This window comes from Actinacidiphila paucisporea (assembly GCF_900142575.1).
Taxonomy (GTDB): Bacteria; Actinomycetota; Actinomycetes; order Streptomycetales; family Streptomycetaceae; genus Actinacidiphila; species Actinacidiphila paucisporea.
This window is the reverse complement of the sequence record NZ_FRBI01000002.1, coordinates 61,393-79,197: the sequence shown is the minus strand read 5'-3', so window position 1 is coordinate 79,197 and position 17,805 is coordinate 61,393. Positions and strand designations below refer to the sequence as shown.

The 17,805-nt window shown below is 74.1% G+C and carries 13 protein-coding genes; 1 reads left to right on the top strand and 12 read right to left on the bottom strand.

What is annotated here, in order from left to right:
* Window positions 1-104 precede the first annotated feature (104 nt).
* From BUE44_RS03515 to BUE44_RS03485, 7 genes are all read right to left on the bottom strand, one after another.
* The gene (locus tag BUE44_RS03515) at window positions 105-2,411 is read right to left on the bottom strand and encodes a xanthine dehydrogenase family protein molybdopterin-binding subunit (RefSeq protein ID WP_073493592.1); all 2,307 of its coding nucleotides are present in this window, start codon (window positions 2,409-2,411) and stop codon (window positions 105-107) included.
* Window positions 2,412-2,535: 124 nt separating this feature from the next.
* Window positions 2,536-3,720 (bottom strand): (2Fe-2S)-binding protein, encoded by a 1,185-nt coding sequence (locus BUE44_RS03510; RefSeq protein ID WP_073493589.1) that lies wholly within the window; start codon window positions 3,718-3,720, stop codon window positions 2,536-2,538.
* Complete coding sequence (locus tag BUE44_RS03505) at window positions 3,717-4,589, bottom strand: FAD binding domain-containing protein (protein ID WP_073493587.1); 873 nt, start codon at window positions 4,587-4,589, stop codon at window positions 3,717-3,719. Before BUE44_RS03505 ends, BUE44_RS03510 begins: the two co-directional genes overlap by 4 nt.
* Window positions 4,590-4,853: 264 nt before the next feature.
* The gene (locus BUE44_RS03500; protein ID WP_073493585.1) at window positions 4,854-6,491 is read right to left on the bottom strand and encodes a beta-N-acetylhexosaminidase; all 1,638 of its coding nucleotides are present in this window, start codon (window positions 6,489-6,491) and stop codon (window positions 4,854-4,856) included.
* Window positions 6,492-6,698: 207 nt separating this feature from the next.
* Entirely contained in the window at window positions 6,699-7,937 is a 1,239-nt protein-coding gene (locus BUE44_RS03495) for a hypothetical protein (RefSeq protein WP_159450225.1), read from the bottom strand.
* A 54-nt stretch (window positions 7,938-7,991) separates the two neighbouring features.
* Window positions 7,992-8,294, bottom strand: coding sequence for a DUF3039 domain-containing protein (locus BUE44_RS03490; protein ID WP_073493580.1), 303 nt, complete (start codon window positions 8,292-8,294; stop codon window positions 7,992-7,994).
* An 11-nt stretch (window positions 8,295-8,305) separates the two neighbouring features.
* The gene (locus BUE44_RS03485; protein WP_073493578.1) at window positions 8,306-8,884 is read right to left on the bottom strand and encodes a YqgE/AlgH family protein; all 579 of its coding nucleotides are present in this window, start codon (window positions 8,882-8,884) and stop codon (window positions 8,306-8,308) included.
* Window positions 8,885-9,117: 233 nt separating this feature from the next.
* Here BUE44_RS03485 and murA point away from each other — a divergent pair, with 233 nt between their 5' ends.
* On the top strand, window positions 9,118-10,488 hold the full coding sequence (murA, locus tag BUE44_RS03480; RefSeq protein WP_073493576.1) for a UDP-N-acetylglucosamine 1-carboxyvinyltransferase: 1,371 nt from the start codon (window positions 9,118-9,120) through the stop codon (window positions 10,486-10,488).
* Window positions 10,489-10,565: 77 nt separating this feature from the next.
* On the opposite strand, the gene BUE44_RS03475 is transcribed toward murA, so the two are convergent.
* The 5 genes from BUE44_RS03475 to BUE44_RS03455 all read right to left on the bottom strand — a co-directional run bounded on the left by BUE44_RS03475 (window position 10,566) and on the right by BUE44_RS03455 (window position 17,725).
* A complete protein-coding gene (locus tag BUE44_RS03475; RefSeq protein WP_016645140.1) occupies window positions 10,566-10,847 on the bottom strand; it encodes an HU family DNA-binding protein in 282 nt (93 codons plus the stop codon).
* Between the two features lie 215 nt (window positions 10,848-11,062).
* Window positions 11,063-12,514, bottom strand: a complete 1,452-nt coding sequence (locus BUE44_RS03470; protein ID WP_073493573.1) for an NAD-dependent malic enzyme — start codon at window positions 12,512-12,514, stop codon at window positions 11,063-11,065.
* Between the two features lie 610 nt (window positions 12,515-13,124).
* Window positions 13,125-15,410: a HelD family protein gene (locus tag BUE44_RS03465; protein WP_073493571.1), complete on the bottom strand. Its 2,286-nt coding sequence runs from the start codon at window positions 15,408-15,410 to the stop codon at window positions 13,125-13,127.
* Between the two features lie 149 nt (window positions 15,411-15,559).
* Window positions 15,560-16,141, bottom strand: a complete 582-nt coding sequence (locus BUE44_RS03460; RefSeq protein ID WP_073493569.1) for a CGNR zinc finger domain-containing protein — start codon at window positions 16,139-16,141, stop codon at window positions 15,560-15,562.
* A 414-nt stretch (window positions 16,142-16,555) separates the two neighbouring features.
* Complete coding sequence (locus BUE44_RS03455) at window positions 16,556-17,725, bottom strand: uroporphyrinogen-III synthase (RefSeq protein ID WP_073493567.1); 1,170 nt, start codon at window positions 17,723-17,725, stop codon at window positions 16,556-16,558.
* Window positions 17,726-17,805 lie beyond the last annotated feature (80 nt).

Genomic DNA, 17,805 nt, shown 5'->3' with positions numbered 1-17,805 from the left:
GCATGACCGCGAACGGCGCAGGCCGTACACCTGGCGTCACTGTGAGTATGACGGCCCGTCAGCGGGCGGGTGCGCGTCCGGCGAACACCGGGGGACCAGAATTCCTACGTCTGCGGCTTCACGATGGCGGCCTGGGGGCGGATGGGCAGGCGGCTGACGGGGCGGCCGGTGGCCGCGCGGACGGCGGCGGCCACCGCGGCCGGTGACGTCACGACGGGCACCGCGCTGACGGCCTTGGCCCCGAAGGGTGCCACGACGTCGCGCTCCTCCACGAGTTTGACGATCCGCACCTCGGGTGCGTCCAGGGCGGTGGGGAGGGCGTAACCGGTCAGGCTGGGGCGCTTCACGACGCCGCGGGGCGCGCGCAGGTCCTCCATGAGGGCCAGGCCGACGCCCTGCGTGACGCCCGCCTCGATGCGGGCGGCGAGCTGGCCCGGGTTGAGGACGCGGCCGACGTCCTGGGCGACGGCCAGCTCCACCACGCGCACCGCGCCCAGTTCGATGTCGACGTCGACCACGGCCCGGATCGCGCAGAAGGTCAGCCCGACGAAGGCGTCGCCCTGGCCGGTCTCGTCGAGCCGGTCGGTGGGATGCGGGCGGCACTGCGCGGTCGCCCACAGCTCCTTGCCGTCGAGGGTCTCGGCGACGGTCGTGGACAGCACCCCGTCGTAAGAGGTGATCTTCCCGTCGGCGATGGTCAGCAGCTCCACCGACATGCCGAACTTCGCCGCGAGCGGCTGCAGCAGCTGGGTTCGCACCATCTTCGCGGCCCGCTCCACCGCCCCGCCCGAGACCCAGGTGTGCCGGCCGCGGGCGGCGGGCCCGGCGGGCGGCTGGTCGGTGTCGGAGGGCAGGACGCGGACGTCCTCGACGCCCAGCACCTCCTGGACGATCTGCCGGGCCAGCGTGCTGAAGCCCTGCCCGGTCTCGACGGCGGCGCAGATGACGGTGGCGCGGCCGTCGTGGACCCGAACGGTCGCGGTCGACACCTCGTCGGTGCCCTCGGCGCCGAGGACGTGGACCATGCCCAGCGCGTAGCCGACGCCGCGGCGCACCGCGCCGGGCTCGCCCGCGCCCGAGGTGCCGCCGGGCAGCAGCCACTGCGACTCGTCGTCGCCATCGGGCAGCGGCGGCAGGTCGGCGTCGCGTACGGCCTTCAGCAGCTCGCCGACCGGCGCCGGGCAGGTGACGGTCTGCCCGGTGGGCAGCAGGTCGCCGGTCGCCAGCACGTTGCGCATGCGGATCTCGGCGGGTTCCAGGCCGAGCTTGGCGGCGAGCTTGTCCATCTGGCCCTCGTAGGCCGTGCAGACCTGGAGCGCGCCCTCGCCGCGTACGTGCCCGGACGGCGGGTTGTTGGTGCGTACCGCCCAGCCCTCGACGAAGACGTGCGGGACGACGTAGGGCCCGGCGGCGAAGGCCACCGCGGCGGCCAGCGCGTCGGAGGACGCGTCGGCATAGGCGCCGGCGTCCAGCAGGATCTGCGCCTCGACCTTCACCAGGCGGCCGTCGGCGTCCGCGTGGTGGCGGTAGCGCAGCAGGGTGGGGTGACGGTGGGCGTGCCCGAGGAAGGACTCCTCGCGGGTCGCGACGAATTTGACCGGGCAGCCGGTCCGCAGCGCCAGCAGGCCGAGCGGCAGCTGGATGCTCGAGTCCTCGCGGTCGCCCATCGCGCCGGGCACACCGGTGACGACGACCTTGACGTGCCCGCTCTCCAGGCCGAAGCAGGCCGCGGCGATGTCGCGGTCGGCGTGCGGATCGGTGGAGGCGACGTACAGCTCGACGCCGCCGTCCGGGCGGGGCACGGCGAGGCCGGCCTCGGCGCCGATCGGCGCCGGGTCCTGGCGGCCGACCCGGTAGAGGCCCTCGACGACGACCTCGCCGACGGCGTCGGGGTCGCCGAAGCGCAGCGGGATGTGCCGGATCAGGTTGCCGTCGGGATGCAGCGGCTCGGCGGCGAAGGCCTTCTCCGGGTCGGTGACGGGTTCGAGCACCTCGTACTCGACCAGGATCGCGGCGGCCGCCAGCCTCGCGGTGTCCGGGTGGTCGGCGGCGACCGCGGCGATCGGCTCGCCGTGGTGCCGGACGATGTCCTTCGCGAAGACCGGCCGGTCGGCGACGAGCCGCCCGTGCATGGCGTCGCCCGGCACGTCCTCGTGCGTGACGACGGCACGGACGCCGGGCATCGCGGCGGCCTCGGTGGTGTCGATCCGCACGATCCGGGCGTGCGGGTACGGCGAGCGCAGGACCGCGGCCCACAGCAGCCCCTCCGCCCACAGGTCGGCGGCGTACGGATACGTGCCCTGCGTCTTGGCCGGCGCGTCCGTCGACGGCACCGACGTGCCGATGCCGTGCGGCGGCCCGCCCGCGGCCAGGGTCTCGGTGACGGCCCCCGGCCCGTCGATGACGCTCATCGCCGGCCTCCCGCGCCCGCGGCGCCTACCTCGTCGGGTGCCGTCCGCGGCCGGCCGTGCGGGGTCACGGCGGCGGCTGCCGCGGGCCCGGGCGGCGGCGGGGGGGCGTGGGTGCCGATGGGGGTCATACGGCGGCCTCCGGGGAGGTGGGGCCGGGCTGGGCGGGGATGCGGGCGGTGGGTGGGGGGTCCTCAGCGTCGCGGGTGGCGACGACTTGGCGGACCGCTTCGACCACGCCGCGGTAGCCGGAGCAGCGGCACAGGTTGCCGGAGAGGGCCTGCCGCGTCTCCAGGTCGGTGGGGCGGTGGTTGCCCTCGAGGAGGTCGTGGACGGTCATCGCCATGCCGGGGATGCAGAAGCCGCACTGGACGGCGCCGCTCTCCACCAGGGCCTGCTGGACGTCGGAGAGGCGGCCGTCGGCCGACAGGCCCTCGACGGTGCGGACCTCGCTGCCCGCGGCGGTCGCGGCGGGCACCAGGCAGGACGCCACGAGGCGGCCGTCGACCTGGACCGAGCAGGCACCGCACTCGCCCTGCTCGCAGCCGTCCTTGGCGCCGGCCAGGCCGAGGCGTTCGCGCAGCACGTACAGCAGGGACTCGCCGAGCCAGGCGTCGGTCACCGGGCGTTCGGTGCCGTTGACCCGCAGCAGGTAGGAGGCCAGCGGGTGTTCGCTGCGGGTCTCCTCGACCGGCTCGGGTTCGGGTTCAGGTTCGGGTTCGGGCTCCGGCTCGACCGGGGGCTCGGGGTCCGTCTGGGCCACCGGGTCGGCCCCGGCCGCCGCGTCGGGCTCCGGCACCTCGTCCACCACGGCGGACCACGCGGCTTCCGCCGCCGCCTGGTCGACCGGCTGCCAGGGCACCGCGTCGCCGCCGGAGAAGCCGGAGAAGGCGGCCCACTGCCCTTCGTGCCCGGCCTCCACGGGGTCGGCGAGCGCCGGGGCCTGGGACGCCGCCGCGGCCTGCGCGGCCGCCGCGCCCTGGCCGAACATCCCGGCGGGGAAGGACTGCGTGGGCGCCGCGGGCGACGGCGCCCGGTCCCACGACGACGCGAAGGCGCCGACCGAGAACTCGCCCGAGTCACCCTCGGGCTCGTCCCTTATGACGGGGATCGTCCACTGGGTGGCCGGGTCGGTGTCGCCGACGGGCCCGTGCGCGCTCAGCGGGTCCTCGCCGGGGCGCGGCTCCGGCGGGAGCTGGGCGGCGAAGGAGACGTGCATGGTCTGGTCGGGGTCGTAGTCCCCGCCGCCCGGAACGGGCTGCCACGCCCCGGAGTTGCCGGGCCGGCCCGGCTGCTGCGGCTGGTCGGTCATGCCAGGGCCCTCCCGAGCGCTCGGCGGGACAGTGCGGCCACCGTACGGCGCAGCTGGACGGCGGCGGGGGGCAGTTCGACCCCGGGCTGGTCGGGGATGCACGCGGCGGCGACGTACTCCCCGAAGGCGGTGCACGCCTCCGGGGCGAGGGTGCGCTCGCCGTCCCAGTCGATCAGGCCGGCGACCCACTGCTCGGCCTCCAGCGGGCGCAGCGGCACCTGGGCGACCGCGCCGACCGCGCACCGCACCTGGCGCCTGGCCGGGTCGACGACGAGGGCGACCGAGGCGACCGCGCGGCCGGGTCCGGTGCGTCCGGTGGCCTTGAGGAAGGTCTGCGGGGCGTGCAGCAGCGGGATGCGGACGAAGGCCAGCAGTTCGCCGGGCCGCAGCGGGTCCATTCCGGTCAGCAGGTGGCTGACCGGGATCTCCCGGTCGGCCTCGGGCCCGGCGAGGATGACACTGGCCTCCAGCGCGGCCAGCACCGGGAGGGCGTCCCCGGTGGGCGCGGCGGAGACGATGTTGCCGCCCAGGGTGCCGGCGTTGCGGATCTGCGGGGGTCCGGCCGAGCGGGCCGCGGCGGCCAGCGCGGGGATGAGCGCGGCGAAGTCGGGGCGGCCCATCCGCGCGTGCGTCAGGCCCGCGCCGAGCAGCGCGGCACCGTCCGCGTACTGCCAGCCGCGGATCTCGGCGATGCGCCCGAGGCCGACGAGTGCGGCCGGCCGCAGCAGCCCGGCGTTCACCGACGCCATCAGGTCGGTGCCGCCCGCGACGGGCACGGCGCTGGGCATGGCGGCGAGCGCCGCCACCGCCTCGTCGAGCGAGGACGGCAACGTGACATTCTCCGCGGTCTGCTGTGCATACGTGCTCACGCAGCTGCCCCTTCCCGGCCTTCCTCCGTCACGCGGTAGCCGTACCGTACGTGCTGAGCGCCCGGACGTGGCAACTCTGGCACATCTTCCCCCGGGGTCGGCGCGAGGGTCCACGAAGTACCGATCCGTCCGCCACGCGTGCGATGGTACGTCTCCCGGGGAAAACGACACAGTGCCGGAATTGCCATCCTTCGTACGCGTTACGGCGGTTACGGGTCCACGGTGCCAGGTCCCGCGCCGCCTGGTGCGGTAGTTGCGGAATGGTCACACGATCGTGGGCGGACCGTCCAACGGGCGCCCCGGGACGCCGGGGCGGCGCTGCCAGGGGTGCGGGCCGCCGGGCGGCCGGTATTCGACGCCCAGGGCGTCCAGCCGGGCGTAGTGCGTGCGCATCCTGGCCTCGAAGTCCGGCCAGTCCCGCTCCGCGGGCGGCGGCAACGCCGACCAGGCGACCTCGGCCAGGGCGGCGAGCCGCGGGTAGACCGCGTAGTCCACCGCCCGCGGGGAGTCCAGCACTTCGGTCCACACGTTGGCCTGGGTGCCGATGACGTGCTCCGCCTCGGCCGCGGTCAGTTCGGCCGGCACCGGCTCGAAGCGGTAGACGTCCTCCAGGGTCCGCGCATGGGCGATCGGCACCGGCTCGTCGGGGCCCTCCGCCTGCCGCCAGTCCAGGTACACCTGGCTCTGCGGGCACATCACCACGTCGTGCCCCGCCCTGGCCGCCGCGATACCGCCCGCGTAGCCCTGCCAGGACGACACCGCGGCGCCCTCCGCGAGGCCGCCCTCCAGGATCTCGTCCCAGCCGATCAGCCGCCGCCCCCGGTCCGCCAGCCAGCGGTCGAAGTGCCGGATCAGCGCGCTCTGCAGCCCGTCCTCGTCCGCCACCCCCAGCTCGGCGATCCGCGCCTGCGCGGTGGGCGAGGCCCGCCACTGCTCCTTGGGGCACTCGTCGCCGCCGATGTGGACGAAGGTACCGGGGAAGACGTCGAGCAGCTCGGTCAGGACGTTCTCGTAGAAGCGCAGGACCGCCTCGGTCGGCGCCAGGACGTTGGGGTTGATCCCCCACTCCGGCAGCACCGGCAGGGCGGCGGTGTCCACGACGTCGGTGTTGCCCAGTTCCGGATACGCGGCGATGGCCGCCTGCGAATGGCCCGGGATGTCGATCTCCGGCACCACCGTGATGTGCCGGGCCGCCGCGTACGCCACGATCTCCCGGAGGTCGTCCTGGGTGTAGTAGCCGCCGTGCGGCCGCTCGTCCCACAGCGGGGACTCCCGCAGGCCGACCTTCGTGCGCTCCCGCCACGCGCCCACCTCGGTCAGCCGCGGGTAGCGGGTGATCTCCGGGCGCCAGCCCTGGTCGTCGGTGAGGTGCAGGTGCAGCACGTTCAGCTTGTGGGCGGCCATCAGGTCCAGGTGGCGCAGGACACCGTCCTTGGGCATGAAGTGGCGGGCGACGTCCAGCATGAAACCGCGCCAGCCGAAGCGGGGCCGGTCCTCGACGGCGCAGACCGGCAAGGTCCAGGGGCCGGCCCCGGGGGCCGGTGCCCGGCGGAAGGCCGCCGGGGCCATGAGCTGGCGCATCGTCTGCACGCCCCAGAAGACGCCGGCGGCGTCACCGCCGGCGATCTCGACGGTGCCCGCCTCGACGCCCAGCCGGTACGCCTCGGGCCCGAGGCCCGCGTCCACCGCCAGCCTGACGGTGACGCCGTCCCCGTTCCCGGCTCCGCCCCCGCCACCGGTTCCGGCCTCCAGGAAGTCCACGCCTGTCGCGGGCGCGAGCACCCCGCGTATCCACCGCGCGGCACTCTCGGCGCCCGCGCCCACCTCCAGCCGGGCCGTGTCCCCCAGCTCGACCGAGCCGCCCTCCGACCGCGCCAACCGCACCTGCGGGATGAGATCCATGGGCTCATCCTGCCTTCCTCCCTGCGGGGTGCTGTTACGGACTCCAGACTTGCGGTTCGCTGTGGCTGGTCGCGCAGTTCTCCCCCAGAGCTTCGCCTGGGGGAGAACTGCGAGACAAGCCACGACGGCGTGCAGACAGGCACGCACCGCAAGGGGCAGCCCCCGGGGGGCACACCGCAAGGGGGCCAGGGGGAAGGGCGCGGCCGGTCAGAGGGAGCGGGCGCGCAGGGTGCGGGCGCGGGTGGAGAAGGTCGCCGCGGCGAGGCCGGACAGGACGAGCCAGGCCAGGTGGGCCAGGGCCAGGTCGCGCCAGGTGGAGCGGGCGGCCGAGCCGGCGACCGCGGCCGCCAGGGTGGCGCCCAGCAGGAGGGCCGGGATGACGATCTGGAGGCGGCCGAACCACGAGAAGAGGAAGGTGCGGCGGGTGAATTCGGGGCCGTACCACCAGTGGACGCCGGCGACGGCCAGGGCGAGGGCGGCGGCGCCCGCCGCGGTGACCGGAACCGCGGCCCACAGCGGCCACAGCTCGCGCCGCCACGCGCGGTCGGCGATGAGGCCGGTGGTGACCAGCGGCGCCACGGGGATGGCGGCGCCGACGTGTGCGGCGCGGATCTGCCACAGCCGGGGATCGGCTGCCAGCTCGGTGCGGACGGTCGCCCGGATGCCCCGCAGCCGGGCGCGCGCACCGGTGCCCGTACGCCGGGCGTGGACGCGGACGACGACCGCGAGCAGTGCCGCCGTGGCGACCAGGACGACGCCGGCGGCGATGAACTGCCAGTTGTCGCCGGTCTCGACGCGGTAGAGCTGGATGCCCCAGAGCAGGGCGACGGCGAGCCCGCCGGTCAGGACGCCGGCCCGGGGCGCCTGGAGCTGCCCGGGGTCCGCGCCGAGCAGCAGGGAGCGCTCCACGGCGGTGCGGTGCTCGGGGCGCAGCCGCCGGGGTATGCGGCCCAGGATGCTCCGGCCGGCGCTGAGCGAGCGGGCCAGCGCGACCTGCGCCTCGGCTTCGTTCGGGGCGAGGTCGACGGCCCGCCGGGCGGCGGCGACCGCGTCCGGGACGCGGCCGAGCCGCCGGTAGACGTCGGAGAGCAGCACGGCCGGCTCCCAGCCGTCCGGCTCGGCCCCGGTCGCGCGCAGCGCGACGATCAGCGCGTCGTGGGCCTCGTCGAGTGAGAGAAGGACCACACCGGCCAGGACGAAGACGTCGGCCGCCTCCGCGGGCCCGGCGAGCGCCAGCGCCCAGTCGACCGCCTCGCGGGCCTCGGGCCCGCGGTTCTCCTGGGCCAGGACCCACGCGCGCAGCAGGTAGCCGGCGCTGCCGTTGCGTTCCACGAAGGCGTCGCCGACCACGGCGTGCGCCTCGGCGAAGCGGCCCTGTCCGACGAGCGCGTGGACGCGCTCGTTGCTGGTGGAGTCGTCGTCGGGCGCGTCCGGCGTACCGAACACGCCCCCGTCACCCTCGTCGCCTTCCACAGGCCTCCCCTGTCCGCCGGAAGGGCGTCAGGCGTTGCCGCCCTTGCCCTTGCCGGACTTGTCCTTGTCTCCGCCGCCGCCGAGCGGCATGCCCTCGTAGATCTCCTTGCACATCGGGCAGACCGGATACTTCTTCGGATCGCGGCCGGGGACCCAGACCTTGCCGCACAGGGCGACGACGGGCGTGCCTTCCAGCGCGCTCGCCATGATCTTGTCCTTCTGGACATAGTGCGCGTAGCGCTCGTGGTCGCCGTCACCGTGGGAGAGCTGCGGAGTCGGCTCGACCAGAGTGCCGGTGCCCGCCCCGCGCTCGGGCTCAAGAGTGCTCATAGGAGTCAAGACTAGTTGAGAGACGGATCGTCGGGATACGTGGCTACCATCGCCAGCTCGTTGCGCTGCCGGCGCAGCACCGCCCGCCACAGTCCTTCCGGGTCGGGCGCGGACACGTCACCGGGCTCCGACTCGACCACGTACCAGGCGCCGCCGGCCACCTCGCGCTCCAGCTGGCCGGGCCCCCAGCCGGAGTAACCGGCGAAGATCCGCAGGGAGCCCAGCTCGGCGGCGAGCAGTTCCGGCGGGGCCTCCAGGTCGACCAGGCCGATGGCCCCGTGCACCCGGCGCCAGCCCAGCACCTCGGGCCCGTCGCCGGGGCGCGGCTCGCCGGGGACGACGGCCAGGCCGAGGGCGGAGTCGAGCGAGACGGGGCCGCCCTGGAAGACGACCTGGGGCAGGACGGCGAGCGCGGCCCAGTTCTGCAGCACGTCGCCGACGCCGACCGGGGTGGGCCGGTTCAGGACGACCCCGAGCGAGCCCTCCGCGTCGTGGTCCAGGACGAGCACCACCGCCCGGTCGAAATTGGGGTCGGCCAGCTTCGGGGTGGCGACGAGCAGCCGTCCGGTGAGCGCGGACACCTCGGTCATGGTCCACATGATCCCGCATACGGGAGCGCTGCGGGGGGTCGTACGGGGTATGCGGTCAGGTGCCCGACCAGGGGCAGGGGAGCACGCCGGGTACGGACCGTGCGACTGGCCGAGGCGCCCGTACGGCCGACGCGGCGACGGGCGTCGCCACGGCCCAGCGGCAGGGGTCGCTCGGCGCATTACCATTTCCCCTGTTCTCCCTGGCACTAACCGTTCCGACGATCGCGAGATCCATGACCGACATCGCCGATGTACTGCTTGTCCATGGCGGAACCCCCCTCGAAGGCGAGATCCGGGTCAGAGGCGCGAAGAATCTCGTGCCCAAGGCCATGGTCGCCGCCCTCCTCGGCAGTGAGCCCAGCCGGCTGCGCAATGTGCCGGACATCCGCGACGTCAGGGTGGTGCGCGGACTGCTCCAGCTGCACGGCGTGACGGTCAACACCGGAGAGGAGCCGGGCGAGCTGGTGCTCGACCCGACCCGGGTGGAGAGTGCGAACGTCGCGGACATCGACGCGCACGCGGGCTCGTCGCGTATCCCGATCCTGTTCTGCGGTCCGCTGCTGCACCGCCTCGGCCACGCCTTCATCCCGGGGCTGGGCGGCTGCGACATCGGCGGCCGGCCGATCGACTTCCACTTCGACGTGCTGCGCCGGTTCGGCGCCACGATCGAGAAGCGGGCCGACGGGCAGTATCTGGAGGCGCCGCAGCGGCTGCGCGGCTGCAAGATCCGGCTGCCGTACCCGTCGGTGGGCTCGACCGAGCAGGTGCTGCTGACAGCGGTGCTCGCCGAGGGCGTCACCGAGCTGTCGAACGCCGCGGTCGAACCCGAGATCGAGGATCTGATCTGCGTCCTGCAGAAAATGGGCGCGATCATTTCCATGGACACCGACCGTACGATCCGCATCACCGGTGTCGACAAGCTAGGCGGGTACACGCACCGCGCGATTCCCGACCGCCTTGAGGCGGCGTCGTGGGCCAGCGCGGCCCTCGCGACCGAGGGGAACATCTACGTCCGCGGCGCGCAGCAGCGGTCGATGATGACGTTCCTGAACACCTTCCGGCGGGTCGGCGGGGCCTTCGCGATCGACGACGAGGGCATCAGGTTCTGGCACCCGGGCGGCCCGCTGAACGCCATCGCACTGGAGACCGACGTGCACCCCGGTTTCCAGACCGACTGGCAGCAGCCGCTCGTGGTGGCCCTCACGCAGGCCTCGGGGCTGTCCATCGTGCACGAGACGGTCTACGAGTCCCGGCTCGGCTTCACCTCCGCGCTCGGCCAGATGGGCGCGCACATCCAGCTCTACCGCGAATGCCTGGGTGGCAGCGCCTGCCGCTTCGGGCAGCGCAACTTCCTGCACTCCGCGGTGGTGTCGGGCCCGACCAAGCTCCAGGGCGCCGACCTGGTGATCCCCGACCTGCGCGGCGGCTTCTCGTACCTGATCGCGGCGCTCGCCGCCCAGGGCACCTCGCGGGTGCACGGCATCGACCTGATCAACCGCGGCTACGAGAACTTCCTGGCCAAACTGGAGGGCCTGGGCGCGCACATCGAACTGCCGGGCGTGCCCGCGCAGCACGCCAAGACCGCCGCCGCGGCGGTCGCCTGACGCCGCGACCTGCGGCGCCGACACGCAAGGGCGGCCTCCCCGGACCGGGGAGACCGCCCTTCGACGTGCCGCAGGACTTACTTGCCCTTGGCGGCTTCCTTCAGCTTGGAGCCCGCGGAGACCTTCACGCTGTACCCGGCCGGGATGTTGATCGGCTCGCCCGTCTGCGGGTTGCGGGCGGTGCGGGCGGCACGGTGAGTGCGCTCGAAGGTCAGGAAGCCGGGGATCGTGACCTTCTCGTCGCCCTTGGCCACGATCTCACCGACGGTCTCAGCGAACGCGGCCAGAACGGCGTCGGCGTCCTTGCGGGTCACCTCTGCACGATCGGCCAGGGCGGCCACCAGCTCACTGCGGTTCATATCTGTACTCCCGTGTTCTTTCTGCCGTGGGGGCGCGAGCTACGAAGCTGTTGCTGTGTGCCTCACTGCCCAGGTGTGCATCCTGCCCCCATATATGGGCGGAAAGCCAATCGCCTGCCCGCGCGAGTCGCGGAAAAACCGTTGCGGGACCGCGGGGATGACGGATTGTCGTCCGATGCTCGACGCTCGGAATACGAATCCGGCTCTTTCCCGCCCTACAACCCTTGCCCCACTGTGACGGACGCCGCCGCGGCCACCGCCGGGCCCTGCGCCTTGGCCGCCTCCCGTACGGCGTCGGCGACCGCGCCGGCCACCTTGTCGTTGAAGACGCTGGGGATGATGTAGTTCGCGTTCAGCTCGCCGTCCCCGACGACCGCCGCCAGCGCGCGGGCCGCGGCCAGCATCATCTCGGTGTTGACCGTGCGGGACTGGGCGTCCAGCAGGCCCCGGAAGACGCCGGGGAAGACCAGCACGTTGTTGATCTGGTTGGGGAAGTCGCTGCGCCCGGTGGCGACCACCGCGGCGGTCTGCCGGGCCACCGCGGGTTCGACCTCCGGGTCGGGGTTGGCCAGCGCGAAGACGATCGCTCCGTCCGCCATCGCCGCGACGTCCTCGCCGTCCAGCACGTTGGGCGCCGACACCCCGATGAAGACGTCGGCGCCGGCCACCGCCTGCTTCAACGTCCCCGTGGCGCCCTCGGGGTTGGTGTTGTCGGCGATCCAGCGCAGCGCGGACCCGGCGGGCGCGTCCACCAGGTCCTCGCGGCCCGCGTGCACCACCCCGTGGATGTCGGCGACCACGGCGTGCTTGACCCCCGCCGCGATCAGCAGCTTCAGGATCGCCGTACCCGCCGCGCCCGCCCCCGACATGACGACCCGTAGGTCGCCGATCTGCTTGCCGACCACCCGCAGCGCGTTCGTCAGCGCCGCCAGCACCACGATGGCGGTGCCGTGCTGGTCGTCGTGGAAGACCGGGATGTCCAGCGCCTCGCGCAGCCTCGCCTCGATCTCGAAGCAGCGCGGCGCGGAGATGTCCTCCAGGTTGATCCCCGCGAAGCCGGGGGCGATCGCCTTGACGATCGCCACGATCTCGTCGGAGTCCTGGGTGTCCAGGCACAGCGGCCACGCGTCGATCCCCGCGAACCGCTTGAACAGCGCCGCCTTGCCCTCCATCACCGGCAGCGCGGCCTTCGGCCCGATGTTGCCGAGCCCCAGCACCGCGGAGCCGTCGGTGACCACGGCGACGCTGTTGCGCTTGATCGTCAGCCGCCGGGCGTCCTCGGGGTTCTCCGCGATGGCCATGCAGACCCGCGCCACACCGGGGGTGTAGATCATGGACAGGTCGTCGCGGTTGCGGATCGGGTGCTTGGACTGCATCTCGATCTTGCCGCCGAGGTGCATCAGGAACGTACGGTCCGAGACCTTGCCGATCGTGACACCCTCGATGCCGCGCAGCTTCCCGACGATCTCGCCCGCGTGCTCGGTCGAACTGGCCGCGACCGTGACGTCGATCCGCAGCCGCTCGTGCCCCGACGCGGTGACGTCCAGACCCGTGACCGACCCGCCGGACGACTCCACTGCGGTGGTCAGCGCACTGACCGCGGTCCCCCCCGCGGGGACCTCCAGCCGTACCGTCATCGAGTAGGAGACGCTTGGCGCCGTTGCCATGACGACCTTCTTCCGGTTCCTGCCTGAGGGTGTTCGTACCCGTGGAAGACTACTTCCACGATGTGAAGACACGGCAACACCCCGGTTTTGCCCGGCCCGGGAAGAGCTTCGGCCCCGGGTTTGTTAGCCTGATTACGACACCGGCCCGATCCAAGCCCCCGGGCCCAACCTTAGGCGCTTCGAGCGCCCACTTGCCGCGAGGCGAGCATGGCGGGTCGGTGTCACCAACCTTCGCCCCCTCCCGGCCGGCGGCCCGGCCCCGGGGGGCGCTTCTGCTCTTTGCGGTGCATTCCTTTCTTCCGCACCGCGGGTTGCGCGCGCGGTTCTCCCCCAGAGCTTCGCCTGGGGGTACCCCCACGCGCCCCTGGGTGGGTGCCCTCCGCAAAGACCCCCAGCCCCTGCCAGGGGCCAACGCCTGGGCGTGGCAGGACGCAGCCCCAAAGGGCCCCGCGGGGAACTGCGCGACCAGCCACCACGGCGCCCGCACGCAAGCAACGCACCGCACGGGGCGGAGCCCAAAGGGCCCCGCGGGGAACTGCGCGACCAGCCACAGCGCGCCCGCAGGCAAAGGACGCGCCGCCCGGGCAAGGTCTCGGGAACCCCCGGCCGGTCAGGCCAATGGGCGGAGGAGGTCGGGGACCCCCCCAGCATCGGGCGCGTCCAGCGCGGTGGCGAGGACCGTGAGCCGCTGCGTCGCCCGCGTGAGGGCGACGTACAGAACCCGCAGCCCGGCAGGCGACTCCTCCGCGATCTCCGCCGGCGACACCACGACCGTGGCGTCGTATTCGAGACCCTTGGCCTCCAGGCTGCCCAGGGCGACCACGCGCTCCCCGAGGCCTTCCAGCCAGCCGCGGGCCTGCGCCCGCCGGTTCATGGCGACCACGACCCCGACGGTCCCGTCGACCTCGGAGAGCAGCCGCGCGGCGGCCGCGCGGACGTCGGCGGCCAGGTCGGCGCCGGCGACCTCGTAGCGCGGCACGATGCCGGTCGAGCGGACCGCCCGCGGGGATTCCATGCCGGGCATGGCGAGCGCGAGCACCGTCGAGGCGACCTCGGCGATCTCCGCCGGGTTGCGGTAGTTGACCGTGAGGGTGAAGCGGCGCCGCGGCCGGCTGCCGAGGGCCTCGTCCCGCGCCTGGGCGGCCTCCTCCACGTCGGACCAGGAGCTCTGCGCCGGGTCGCCGACGATCGTCCAGGTCGCCGTACGGCCGCGGCGGCCGACCATCCGCCACTGCATGGGCGTGAGGTCCTGCGCCTCGTCCACGATGACGTGGGCGTATTCCGTCCGCTCCTCGTCGAGGCGCTCCGCGCGGCCGCGCCGCCCGCCGGGCATCCGGTCCGCGTAGGTGGTGACCTCGTCCAGGCCGGTCAGCTCGTCCAGCGGGTCGGCCTCGCGCTGCTTGGGCCGCGGCACGGGCCCGAGCAGCATCTCCAGCTCGTCGAGCAGCGCCACGTCGTGCGCGCTGGAGCCGTCCCTGCGCAGCGACCGCGCCACCCGCCGCACCTCGGGCGGTGTCAGGACCCGGCGCGCCCACCGGGCCAGCCGCTTCTCGTCGGCGAGCGCGGCCAGCACGCCGCGCGGCTCCAGCACCGGCCACCAGGCGTCGAGGAAGTCGATGAAGTCCTGCTCGGTGGAGATGTCCTCGTCGAAGCCCTGCCGCTCCTCGGCGGCGAGTTCGGCGTCGTCGAAGCGGCGCCCCGTCTTGCGCCACAGCGCGTCCAGCAGCAGCCGCCGGGCCCGGGGGCGCAGCAGGTTGACCGGGGCGGTGCCGCCGAGCACGGCGTGCCGCAGGTCGGACAGTTCACCGGCGGACAGCTCGACGCGCCGCCCGAAGGCCACCACCCGCAGCGTCGCGGGGCCCTCAAGGGCGAGGTCGAGGCAGCCCCGTGCCGCGTTGCGCAGCACCTTCTGCATCCGCAGGGAGCCCTTGACGCGGGCGGTGGCGGGCTCGTCGTACAGATCGGCGGTGACGCCGTCGACCAGCGAGCCGACGGCGCGGATCGCGACCTGGCCCTCCTCGCCGAGCGAGGGCAGTACGCCTTCGGTGTACGCGACCAGCAGCGGCGTGGGGCTGACGCACAGGATGCCGCCGGAGTAGCGGCGCCGGTCCTGGTAGAGCAGGTACGCCGCCCGGTGCAGCGCCACCGCGGTCTTGCCGGTGCCGGGGCCGCCGGTCACCTCGGTGACGGACGCGGCGGGCGCCCTGATCACCAGGTCCTGCTCGGCCTGGATGCTGGAGACGATGTCCCGCATGCTGTGCGTCCTGGCCTGGCCGAGCGCGGCCATCAGGGCGCCGTCGCCGACCACGGGCAGGCCGGTGGTCAGCTCGGGGCGCAGCAGGTCGTCCTCGACGCCGAGCACCCGGCGCCCCTTGGACCTGATCACCCGGCGCCGTACGACCCGGCCGGGCGCGACCGGCGTCGACCGGTAGAAGGGCGCGGCGGCCGGCGCCCGCCAGTCGATGACCAGCGGGGCGTAGTCGGTGTCGAGCACGCCGATCCTGCCGATGTGCAGGGTCTCGGCGATGTCGGCGGTCGCGTCGTCGCGGATCGCGTCGTCGGCGGGGTCGATGGAGGTGAAGGCGCCGTCCGCGCCCTTCTTGCCGTCCTTGCCGCGCAGCAGGTCGATCCGGCCGAACAGGAAGTCCTCGAACTCGTTGTTCAGCCGGTTCAGGTGCACGCCGGCCCGGAAGACCTGCGCGTCCCGCTCGGCGAGCGCGCCGGGCGTCCCCACATGGCCTTTCTTGGCGGCGTCGCTCATCAGGAACTCCGCCTCGTGGATCTTCTCCTCGAGTCGGCGGTAGACCCGGTCGAGGTGCTGCTGCTCGACGGCGATCTCCCGCTCCCTGACGCCGCCGCCCCCCTGCCGGTCCTGAACTGCGGTCTGCGCGGCCACGCAGGACCCCCTTCGTGTGTACGTCGTGCGCCGCCCCGCGGGTTACCGTTCCGCGCGAGGGGCAGCCTGCAACCGTACGCGACCTGCGGGCTTCTGCCCACCCGGCGCATCAGGCCGACCCGCGCAATTCGCTCCGCGGGCGGAAAGGGTCAGGCGTTGCGCAGCGCCGGGCCGGTACGCCGGCGGTGCCTGGCGACCCGCTCGCGGTTGCCGCAGACCTCGCTGCTGCACCAGCGCCTGCGGCGGCCGCGGGAGGTGTCCAGATAGACCAGGGCGCAGTTCTCGCCCTCGCAGCGGCGCAGCTGGGAGCGGGTGACGGGGTCGGTGAACAGGTCCACCGCGTCCCTCGCCACCGCCGCGAGCAGGCCGGCCGCGTCCGGCGGCGCCGCTAACGACCTGGTCAGGGCACCGTCCGCGCCCAGCACGGCCCGCGGCGCGGGCGGGGCGGCGGCCCGCGCGACCTCGTTGAGCCGCGCCACCGCCTCCGGCGGGGGTGCGGTTCCGGCGAGCTGGGCGCCCACCAGGTCCTCCAGCAGCGCGCGCAGGTCCGTCAGGCCCCGCGCCCACCCCTGGTCCGCCTCCACGGGCGTCCCCGGCGGGACCAGCCCGGTGCCGTACACCCACTCGACCACCCGCTCCACCCGATCGAGCCGCTCCCCGACCGGCCGCGCCACCCGCGTCGCCACGAGATCCAGGCACACCCGCCCCCCGTCGAACCGCAACTCCCCCATCGCCCCCTCCCTTCCACGACCTCGCCGACCCCCCAGAGTGCCGGTACCTCCCGGTCGGGGGCTAGCGCCGTGCACGCGCCTTCCCTCTGCGCCCGAGGGGGGCGCCCCCCGTGTTAAGCGGTCGCCTTCCCCACCGTCGTGGCTTGTCGCACCCCTGGGTGATTGCCCCTTGCGGTGCGCTGCCAAGGTCGAGCCCCTTTGCCAGGGCCCAACGCTCGCACAGGAGGACGCAGGCCAAAAGGGCCGCGTGGGGGTACCCCCAGGCGAAGCTCTGGGGGAGAACTGCGCGCCCAGCCACCACGGCGCCGCAGCCAAGCAACGCACCGCAAGGGGCAGGCCCAAAGGGGCGCGGGGAACTGCGCGCGCAACCCCGACGGCGCCGCAGCCAAGCAAGCCGCCGCAAGGGGCAGGGGCTCAGACCGCCCCAGGAGCGTACTTGTCGGCGTGCGGGTCGAGCGAAAGCCGATACCCCCGCTTGACCACCGTCTGAATCAGCTTCGGCGCCCCCAGCGCAGACCGCAAGCGAGCCATCGCCGTCTCGACGGCATGCTCGTCCCGCCCGGCCCCGGGCAGCACCCGCAGGAGCTCGGCGCGGGCGACGACCCAGCCCGGGCGCCGGGCGAGGGCCCGCAAGAGGGCCATCCCCGCAGGCGGCACCGGCCGCAACACGCCGTCCACCACGACCGCCTGGCCGCGGATCTCGACCTGGTGGCCGGCCACCGGGAGGGGGCGTACGCGCCCGGGCAGCTCACGGGCGAGGAGCTGGACGAGCGGCCCGAGGCGGAAGCGTTCGGGCTGCAGGGTGGGGATGTCGTGGGCCTGGAGCGGCAGGGCCGTCACGGGCCCGACGCAGGCGACGAGCACGTCGCGCCGGAAGGCGGCGAGCAGGTCGTCGAGGCGCCCGCGCTGCCCGGCGCGGTCGAGCAGCGAGGCGGCCGCGGGGGCGCTCGTGAAGCTCACTGCGTCCAGGGACCGCGCGAAGACCGCGTCGAGCAGCCGGTCGACCGGCGCCAGGTCCTCCGGTGGCATCCAGCGGTAGACGGGTACGGCCACGACGCGCGCCCCGGCGACCCGGAGCGACTCGATGAAGCCGGGCAGCGGCTCCCCGTGCAGCTGCACGGCGATGCGGCACCCGTCGACTCCCTGGTCGAGGAGCCGTTCGAGGACCTCGGCCATGGACTCGGAGGCGGGCGACCACGCCTCGGTGAGCCCGGCGGCGCGGACGGCGCCGCGTACCTTCGGGCCGCGGGCGAGGAGTTCGACCTCGCCGAGCCGCCGCAGCAGCGCCTCGCCGAGGCCCCATCCCTCGGCGGCCTCGATCCAGCCGCGGAAGCCGATCGCGGTGGTGGCGACCACGATGTCGGGGGCGTCGTCCAGCAGCTGCTTGGTCGTGGCGAGCAGCTCCGCGTCGTCGGGCAGCGGCACGATCCGCAGCACCGGCGCGCGCAGGACGACCGCGCCGCGCCGCTCGAAGAGTGCGGCCAGCTCGTCGGCGCGGCGGGCCGCCGTCACGCCGACGGTGAAGCCCGCCAGCGGTGCCACCGCTTCGGGTCCGCCTTTCCCGCTCAGCTGCTGCGCCTGCATCGTTTCCCACCCTTGCCACTGGATTTCCGTCGCGCCGCCCCGCCTGGGTTCCGGCATCGTCGCAAGGCGGGGTGACGGCT